Here is a 6058-nt window from a genome sequence, read left to right on the forward strand (position 1 = left end):
CCGCTAACGGAACGAGGATTTGCGAAGTTCCAAAAATTCTGAGCGAAGCGAAGAAAATTTTTGGAATTTTGCAAATCCTTTGTTGGGTGACGTGCCGAAGCGTAGCGAAGGCACAAGCCCGACAAAGGATGTAATCCTCGTTCCGTTGAGTGGAAGTGCCGAAGCGAAGCGAAGGCATTTCCACTCAACGGTTGCGGGCTTGGCGAAGTGGCGGCATTACAGCACTACTGTTGATACGAAGCACCAAATTTCAAATTTAAAAAAAAGTTTCATGCGAAGCTCTTACCCCGCCATTACGCCAAACCCTTGTTGGCGGTTAGTGGTTTTCGTCCACTAAAATTCTTCTTCGGTCATTGTGTTGTTTACTATTGCACCTACCATATTTCCTGTCGCTACGGCATTGGCTACGGAACGCAATGGACTTGCATTGTCGCCACAAGCAAAAATATTTGTTACAGTTGTTTTTTGAAACATATCTACTTTGATAAGTCCTTGTTCAGTTAGTTCGCAATTCAATGTTTCGGGAATTTTACAATGTTGCTCAAACGCTGGTCGTGAATAAATTGCTTTTAGGTCAAAGGTTGAATTGTCCTTAAAAACGATTTGTTGAACATGACCTTTTTCGTGTTTGATGTAAGCAATTTCTTTTTCAATGATAGGAATGTTGTGCTTGTTGATTTTGTTGGTTTGCTCTTTTGTTAAAGTAGATTTTCCATTGGTAAAAACAGTCAAATCTTTTGTCCAATTACGAATGAGTTGTGCGTAATGTAATGCAAAATTTCCGTTAGCTACAATTCCCGTTTTTTCGTTTCTTACTTCGTAACCGTGACAATACGGACAATGAATAACCGAAATGCCCCAACATTCCGAAAAGCCTTTAATGTCGGGCATTATGTCTTTTACGCCTGTTGCAAAAACAAGTTTTTTTGTTTCAAAAATTTCGCCTGTTTTAGTGGTAATTGCAAAACCGTTTTCAGTTTTTTGTCCACTAACAGCAAGGTCGTTCAGGAATTTTACTGTGTCGTATTTCAAAACCTGTTTCTTAGATTTTTCAGCAATCACATTTGGTTTTTCTCCGTCTTGCGTTATGAAGTTGTGCGAATGTGGCGTTTGTCTGTTGCAAGGCAAACCGCTGTCAATGATTAAAACATTTCGCAAAGCTCGTCCCAAAGCCATTGCCGATGAAAGTCCTGCATAACTGCCACCAATTATGATTACATCAAGTTTTTTATTGTCTGTCATACGATTGAATTTTGTAAATGCTGTCAATGGAAAAGGTAACGCCAATGCGGCTAAAGCAAGTCCGCCTTGTTTTATGATTTCCCGTCTTGTCATTATCTTTTTTTTAGCAAAGGTAGATAAAGTTTTTGTTATTGCAACATTGTTGCAATAGTTTAATGCGATTTTGTCGCAATAATTTTTTTTTTTTACTACATTTGTGTGATGTTGAAACGAAGAAATACGACAACGAAAGAGGCTGTTTTGTCTGTATTGACAAGCAAAAGAAGAGCAATGAGCCAAGATGCTATTATGCAACAAATTGGCGTGAACGCTGACAGAGCAACTATTTACAGAGTGTTAAACCGTTTCTGTGAAGATGGGTTGGTGCATAAAATCATAGCCGAAGATGGAAAACAGTATTTTGCTGTATGTATGAAATGTGATGAAACAAAATTAGCGGATAATCACTTTCATTTTCGCTGTACGAGTTGTCAAACGATTGAATGTTTACCCGAAGCCGTTCACTTTTCCGTTCCCAATGGCTACAATGTAGAAAGTGTGAATTGTGTCCTTACAGGAGTTTGCCCGCAGTGTTCGTAAATCGTTTTTTTTCAGCCGAAAGTTTAATGTCTGCACGGTCGTCCTACCATTACCGCCAACGGAAAAATGTTTGCGAAGGGCGGGATTAAATAGCACTTTCTTTGCCCTACGCACAAAGTTAATAGAAAATACAAAAGCCTAAATTTAGCACATTAGCCCGCCTTTTCGCAAACATAATGTTGTGGGCAGTTTTTGCTTTTCCGCACTCTTGTTAGTTCAAATTTACCAAATTATACAACATTTTCAAATCTTGCTCGGTAAAATCTTTGTCTAAATGTTCGTCGTAAAACTTGACTAAGTTCTCTTTGAAAATGTAACGCACTTTGTTCTCCAAATATATCGGGTGTCCTATGTAGGTTGAGTTTTTGAAAACATCATTAAGTTTCTTCTCTCTTGACTTTGAACAAACGATACACAATTTTTGGGCAATGTCGGGCTGCACTTCCAACAAATTCATAAACCTTTCAAAGCCCGAAACTATGCTTGTACTTTCTTCTACTTCAAAGGCATAACGTGGAAAACCCAACTTGTCTATCCAAATCACGTCTATTTGTTGGATTTTGACTTTTTGCTGTTCAGTAGTGTTCTGAATAGGAAAAACCGATAAGGATATTTCGCTAAACTTTGTGCCTTGAAAATTGTCGGCACTTTGCTCTCGTTTGCCTACCCAAGATTTAAAGCCTAAATATTCGCCTATTTTTACCAACCGAAAGATGATTTCGCTGTGTGAAAAGCCATCGGATTGAATTTTTACTAATTTATTCGTGGCTACATGGTCAAAGTTTATTGCCATGGCTTCCCCTTCATTGATTATCCACTTGCCTGTTTTGGAGCTTTTATGAGCTATTTCTGACAACAAAATAGGCAAGTCTTTTTCTATCGGAAATTTCTTGTCTTCCGAAAATATCTCAAACAGTTCTTTGTGTATCTCGTCAATCGTGAGTGCTTTTCGTTTCACAAACAACTCTTTCAAATATACTCGCAACTCGTCTAAATGTGCCAAATATGCCTTTTCTAATTCCTTATGTTTTTCGGTTTTGTTTTTCACGTAATACAACTGTGTATCAGGCTCAAAAACAAAATGCTTGTCGTCGTCTAAAAACTTGTCTAACGCCAAATAACCTTTCTTTTTGGCTTCACTCATACTTTTGGTTTGCAAAAGTCGGTCTAAAACTCGTTGGTAAATGATGTCTATACTTGCTCCGTGTGTTTCTAAAATGGCTCGGTCTATTTCGTTGAAAATGAACTTTTGCAAGTCATCGGGCTGTGGGCGTATAGACTTATGAAAAGTCTTTTTGAAGTTCGCAATTCTTTGGCTACAAAGCACATTGGCTGGGTTTTTCTTGTAGTGCATTGACGAATTATTGGTCGGTTGGTAGGTACTGCCCTTAAATTCCATTCCGTTTTCTTCGCAACTTTCTACAATGGTATTCCAAAACTCTAATTTTTTGTGGGCAAAAACACAACTTAACCAACCGTCTTTTTTCAAGACTTTGCCCATTTCTTCAAAACTTTTTGCAAATAATTCGCTGTAATCGTCTTGTGTTTTTTCCAAGTCGCCACCTTCTATGACTTCGGCTTGTTTGAGTTCGTCTATTTTGTGGTTTTCATAAATTTCGGGAAATAACCAAGCATTCCACATTGTAGATAAATCCAAATAGGCAATATTGCCACCATAAGGCGGGTCGGTGTAAATGTAATCTATGCTATTTTCAGGGAGGTAATCCGAAATTTCTAAGGCTGAACCGTTGATTATCTGCAAGTTGTCTGCTACCGAAAAATCCTTAGTCATTTCGTTCCACTTTTCTTTGCCTTTGTAGATATACTCAAATTTTTTGGCAAAATTTTTCCAAATATCAAGTTCTACCGTTTGGGTAGGTTGCCAATAACGATATTTCCCGAACACACTTGACCCACCCCCTTCGCTACCACGATTAGGGTTGTCCATATAAGTCAAATTGACTTTGGCTAAGATTGATGAAAAAACGTATTTCATCATCTCTCGCATTTGTGGGTTTTCAATTTGCTTGATTTCGGCAAAAAGTAGGGCGTAAGAATGTAGTTGTCGGGGCGTATAAAGTTGGTGAACAAACTCAAAATCTGCATTTCTTGGCAAAGCAATATTTTTCGGATACCAATTTTCAAGGTCTCTTTTGGCTAATTCTGCATTAGGTATTTGGTAAAAGGCTTGTATTTTTGTTTTTACCTTGCTTTCTAAGGCTGTAAAAGTGCGTTTAAATTCGTTAATGTCAATTTGTTCGCAAGTCTGCCGAATAATAAAACACGCCAAAGGGTTAATATCTACCATTACCACTTTTCTACGCAGTCGCAGGGCTTCAATAGCCGTTACGCCTGTCCCGCCAAAAGGGTCTAAAACAGTGTCTCCTACTTTGCTGTAATGTTCTATGTACGTTGCTACCACATTTGAGGCTTGCTTTGTAAAATAGGGGTGGCTTTTGAAGTGCCAAGATTTTTCCTTTTCAGGTTTGATAGGGTAGTTTATTATTTCCATTCGCCTTTTCCGTTTTTTCGGGGCGAATTTTTCAGGTTGTTTGTTCCCTTAAAATAGCCCACAACGGTTGGCGGCTTGCCGCAGGCGGGGCATTTCAGCACTACCGTTCATTTGGAAAACCGCAGTTCAATTATACGAAAAAACTGTCAACCGAAGCACTGAACCCCCGCTTGCGGCAAACCGCTGTTACCGGCTGCCGTTTTTGTCACTTGTTTGTTTCAGCGTAAGTTTCATCATTATGTCGGTCTGTTCGTCATCGCCTAATTTGAAAATATGTTTGTCAAACTCTACGAAGCCATTTTTCTTGTAAAAGTTTATTGCTCTTGGATTTTGTTCCCAAACGCCAAGCCAAACATAGTCAACGTTTTTCTGTCGGGCAATAGCTAATGCCTTGTCATAAAGTAGTTGTCCAACGTTTTTTCCGTGATACTCTTTTAACACATAAATTCTTTCAATTTCAACCGCTTTATCGTCCTTTAACTCTGTCTGTGACTGTCCGAAATTTATTTTTAAATACCCGATTACATTTTCGTCAATCGTTGCGAAATAAAATTCAGCGTTCTTGTCACTAAGTTCAGTTGTCAGTCTAGCAACTGAAAAAGCTTCTTCAAGGTATTTGCTCATATTTTCTTCGGTGTTGCCCGAAGCAAATGTTTCGTAAAATGTCTGTCTGCCGATTTTTTGTAATTCGTCAAGGTCTTTAATAGTTACTTTTCTAATTACAATTTTGCTCATTGTCCTTACCTTATATTTTGTTAGCCGAAGCGTTACTGTCATTCGTCCGAAATTGTCTGTTAAGTCTTTAACCAAGTCCTGTAAGACCTGAATGACTGTCCCCCGAAACTGAACTGAAATAAAAGAACGAAAGTTGAAAGTTAAAGTGTCGCTTCGTAAAAAGTCCCGATGGGGGACAGTCATTCAGCGTCTTTTATGTAACTCCGTCAATGCACTCGCAGTCGTCCGATAGCCTTGCTGCTAACGGTTGGCCGCTTGCCGCAGTGGGGATTTCGGAGCACTTCACTGTCAACCAAGCACAAATGTTGATAGAAGCACTGCACTTGATTTAACCACGTCAGCCCCCATTGCGGCAAACGGCTGTTAGTGGCTGTTTTTCCTTACCCAAATATATGCTCTTTCAGTTTGATGTTCATCTTTATATGGTTGTCTTTTTATCAAGTCAACAATTTCAAAACCCAAGTCTTCAATAATTGTCGTTACTTTATCAACTTCAAAGAACTGAAATTTTATGTTTACGACTTTGTCAAGAAATCTATCAAGACTTACAATTTCATTCCCAATATGAAATGAAAATAAAAATTCTCCATTATAGGAAAGAACTCTTTTTACTTCGCTCAATGCTTGTTTAATCTGCTCGTAGTCAAAATGAACAATTGCATAAAAAGCAATCGCAGAGCCGAAACTGTTGTCCGCATATTTTAGCTGCAACAAGTCGGTTTGTTCAAATTTAATATTGGGATTTAACCTTGTCGCTACTTTCACCATCTCGGATGATAAGTCTGTTCCCAAAATATTCTGACAACCACAATTAAATAAAAACTTTGTTGTCTGACCAGGTCCGCATCCCAAATCAATAAGTTTACCTTTATTTTTATTTTGATTCGCAAAGGCTTTTAATAAAATTTGGTCAAGGGGTTTGCTGTCAAGTTCATTAAAAAACTTTTTTGCGTAGTTCTCGGCTGTTAAATCGTAACAATTAATTATATC

At 38.3% G+C, this 6058-nt stretch carries 5 protein-coding genes; 1 reads left to right on the forward strand and 4 read right to left on the reverse strand.

Annotated features, from left to right (window positions below):
- Nucleotides 1-333 precede the first annotated feature (333 nt).
- Nucleotides 334-1335 (reverse strand): NAD(P)/FAD-dependent oxidoreductase, encoded by a 1002-nt coding sequence (locus BM141_RS21935; protein ID WP_091549578.1) that lies wholly within the window; start codon nucleotides 1333-1335, stop codon nucleotides 334-336.
- Between the two features lie 108 nt (nucleotides 1336-1443).
- Between BM141_RS21935 and BM141_RS21940 the strand changes: the two genes are divergently transcribed.
- On the forward strand, nucleotides 1444-1821 hold the full coding sequence (locus tag BM141_RS21940; protein WP_221407736.1) for a Fur family transcriptional regulator: 378 nt from the start codon (nucleotides 1444-1446) through the stop codon (nucleotides 1819-1821).
- Nucleotides 1822-2032: 211 nt separating this feature from the next.
- Here the strand turns inward: BM141_RS21940 and BM141_RS21945 are convergent, their stop codons facing one another.
- The 3 genes from BM141_RS21945 to BM141_RS21955 all read right to left on the reverse strand — a co-directional run.
- Nucleotides 2033-4333, reverse strand: a complete 2301-nt coding sequence (locus tag BM141_RS21945; RefSeq protein ID WP_091549579.1) for a DNA methyltransferase — start codon at nucleotides 4331-4333, stop codon at nucleotides 2033-2035.
- Nucleotides 4334-4519: 186 nt separating this feature from the next.
- Entirely contained in the window at nucleotides 4520-5068 is a 549-nt protein-coding gene (locus BM141_RS21950; protein WP_091549582.1) for a GNAT family N-acetyltransferase, read from the reverse strand.
- A gap of 363 nt (nucleotides 5069-5431) precedes the next feature.
- The coding region (locus BM141_RS21955) for a class I SAM-dependent methyltransferase (RefSeq protein WP_091549580.1) at nucleotides 5432-6058 on the reverse strand (627 nt) is incomplete at its 5' end.

It is taken from the genome of Thermoflexibacter ruber (assembly GCF_900113045.1).
Lineage (GTDB): Bacteria > Bacteroidota > Bacteroidia > Cytophagales > Thermoflexibacteraceae > Thermoflexibacter > Thermoflexibacter ruber.

What these genes read in the sequence shown, in the direction of transcription:
- BM141_RS21950 (WP_091549582.1), bottom strand. Translation starts at nt 5,068, where the DNA reads ATGAGCAAAATTGTAATTAGAAAAGTAACTATTAAAGACCTTGACGAA.
- BM141_RS21940 (WP_221407736.1), top strand. Translation starts at nt 1,444, where the DNA reads ATGTTGAAACGAAGAAATACGACAACGAAAGAGGCTGTTTTGTCTGTA.
- BM141_RS21935 (WP_091549578.1), bottom strand. Translation starts at nt 1,335, where the DNA reads ATGACAAGACGGGAAATCATAAAACAAGGCGGACTTGCTTTAGCCGCA.
- BM141_RS21945 (WP_091549579.1), bottom strand. Translation starts at nt 4,333, where the DNA reads ATGGAAATAATAAACTACCCTATCAAACCTGAAAAGGAAAAATCTTGG.